The following is a 2,129-nucleotide window of genomic DNA, read 5'->3' as shown; positions in this document are numbered from 1 at the left end:
CGGCGCGGACTGGCCGAGGTTCCGACAAAAATGCGCGGCGCTGCCCTCGAAACCTTCGAAATGCCGCAGGACATGCGCACCCCCGAGGCATTGCGGCCCTACGCGGTGCATTGAGCCGCCGGTTCGAACCGCATTGTGTTTCGACGGCTCGGAGCTCTGGACGACCGCCTATCCCGCCACGGGCCGGGGCTCGTTATTGAGCCGCGCGCGCCCCGACGCCGCCCGCCTCTTCAAGCCCGCGCGAGACCGCTGTGCGCCTGCAGCGCGGCAGCGCCGTTCGCGGTGTAACCCGAGGCCTCGCGCGGCAGCAGCACCTCGATGGCCCGGTCGAGCGCGGCCGTGGCACGGGCCAGGGTGTTGCGCTGATTGGCCACTTGGCCGCTCGCAACGACCAGCCGCTGGCGCAGCGCCGGCGGCACGGCGCCCCGGTGCGCGGCGCGGCTCACGGCGTCGAGGGCGCGGGCCAGCGACTGCTGCAACGCCGTGGCGGCGGTATCGATGGCGCCGCCGTCGCGCTCCAGCAGCGATTGCGCCAGTCCGGCCAGCCGCCGCTCGACATCGGTGATCACCGCCTCGAGCGCGTCGTCGACGGGAGGGATCGGGGCGGAGCTGCGGTCGGTGCTTTGCATGGCGGGGCTGAGAAGGGCGCTCGCGGAATCGGAATCGGCATGGGGCCGCCAGTCAGGCGCCACCCCCGGAGAAAAGCTTCTGCTGCTCAGCGCTTCGCAGCGCCGAGCAACTCTTGCGCGTTCGAGATCAGCTTGTCGGCAATGGCCGCGGCGTCGATCTTGAAGCTGCCATCGGCGATCGACTGCCTGATGCGCTCGACCTTCGCGGCGTCGAACTCCGGCGTGGCGGCCTGGGCCATCAGGCCGGTGGCGGCGCTGGAGATTTGCACCGAACTCGCGTCCGAGGACGGCGCCTGCGTGGCGCCGCGCGCCTTGGCTGCGGCAGCGCCTGCCTCGGCGTTGGCGCGGGACAGCGTGGCCGCATCGGCCGCCGGGGTGGAAGTGATACCGATCTTCATGAGGGACTCCTGCAGTCCGGCGCAAGGGCCGCCGGATGGTTCAACATGGTGGGGTATCGACGCTCTGGCGGCGAACTTGAATCGTTGATTTGTAACAGCAGTGCCGGCCGACTCACAACGCCGCCTCCGCAGCGACCGCGCTACTGCGCATGCCGGGCGGTCGGCGGCATGCGGTTGTTCGCTCGCTTCGATCCCCACTGCGTGGGGCCCCTCTCACGCGGCTCACAACCGCACCTCAACCTCTCGCTCGCCCGTCGCCAATCCTGTGACGATCCGCCCGCTTTCTGTCCGCACGCGCACTTGGCTGCCGTCCAGGCCGACGCTGATCGCGCGGCCCTGGCCCTCGACGGAAAAGCCGGTGCCGATCGCGACAAGCCGAACCGTGTCTCCGGCAGCGAACCACTGGCGTGCCCGCACATTGCTGCTGCGCAGCGCGTCGCCGGCGCTCACCATGCGCGTCAAGGTGCGGCCGACCGCTTGCTCCGCATCGGTCAACACCATGCCGTGTTCGGCGGCCAGATCGACTTCGGCTTCTTGCAGATCAGCGTCGGTGAGCACCGTGCCTGCCGCGAGCGCGCTCGACGCGACCAGCGCGGGGCCGAACACCTTGACGGTGATTGGCAGATAGACGTTCCAGCGCGTCGGGCCGCTCAGACAGCGCAGACCCACGCGCGTGCGACCCCACGGCTTGAAGCCATTGGGCAGATAGGGCTCGACCTGCGCACAGGACGCCAGCCGCAGGCGCGGGTTGAGGCGTCCCACTTCGATTTCCACGCGCAGGCCGTCGGCCGGCCGGGCACTTTCCAGCGCCAGGCTGCGGGCCTGCTCCTCGAACGCTTGCGCAAGCGCCTGGGCCACCGGGGCTTCCTCGGCGCGCAACGGTGCCAAGCCCAGCAGCAGCGCCGCAAACAAGGCCGGTGCGACCCGCCGAAGCGCGCGGGAAAAGAGAAGTGTGTTGCTGTTCATTGCCTCGGCACTCTAAGTGCGGCGTGGCGAGGCTGCGGCGGGAATTGGCGGCGGAAGGCCCCGCTATTCCCGTCAACGTTTTGTACGGTGGCGCTCAAGATTGCTCCATCGCCACCCGAGCGTGGCCGCAGCGGCA

3 protein-coding genes are annotated in these 2,129 nt (G+C 69.9%); all 3 read right to left on the bottom strand.

Annotated elements, in window-relative coordinates:
• Positions 1-230: 230 nt before the first annotated feature.
• The 3 genes from H0W38_RS21660 to flgA all read right to left on the bottom strand — a co-directional run bounded on the left by H0W38_RS21660 (position 231) and on the right by flgA (position 1,993).
• Positions 231-629, bottom strand: coding sequence for a hypothetical protein (locus tag H0W38_RS21660; RefSeq protein ID WP_292458108.1), 399 nt, complete (start codon positions 627-629; stop codon positions 231-233).
• An 86-nt stretch (positions 630-715) separates the two neighbouring features.
• Positions 716-1,027 (bottom strand): flagellar biosynthesis anti-sigma factor FlgM, encoded by a 312-nt coding sequence (gene flgM / locus H0W38_RS21655; RefSeq protein WP_292458106.1) that lies wholly within the window; start codon positions 1,025-1,027, stop codon positions 716-718.
• Between the two features lie 222 nt (positions 1,028-1,249).
• Complete coding sequence (gene flgA, locus H0W38_RS21650) at positions 1,250-1,993, bottom strand: flagellar basal body P-ring formation chaperone FlgA (RefSeq protein ID WP_292458104.1); 744 nt, start codon at positions 1,991-1,993, stop codon at positions 1,250-1,252.
• Between the last annotated feature and the right edge of the window lie 136 nt (positions 1,994-2,129).

Source organism: Methylibium sp. (assembly GCF_013817365.1).
Lineage (GTDB): Bacteria > Pseudomonadota > Gammaproteobacteria > Burkholderiales > Burkholderiaceae_C > Methylibium.
The sequence above is the reverse complement of the archived record's forward strand: the minus strand, read 5'-3'. Positions and strand labels throughout refer to the sequence as shown.

What these genes read in the sequence shown, in the direction of transcription:
- flgM (WP_292458106.1), bottom strand. Translation starts at nt 1,027, where the DNA reads ATGAAGATCGGTATCACTTCCACCCCGGCGGCCGATGCGGCCACGCTG.
- H0W38_RS21660 (WP_292458108.1), bottom strand. Translation starts at nt 629, where the DNA reads ATGCAAAGCACCGACCGCAGCTCCGCCCCGATCCCTCCCGTCGACGAC.
- flgA (WP_292458104.1), bottom strand. Translation starts at nt 1,993, where the DNA reads ATGAACAGCAACACACTTCTCTTTTCCCGCGCGCTTCGGCGGGTCGCA.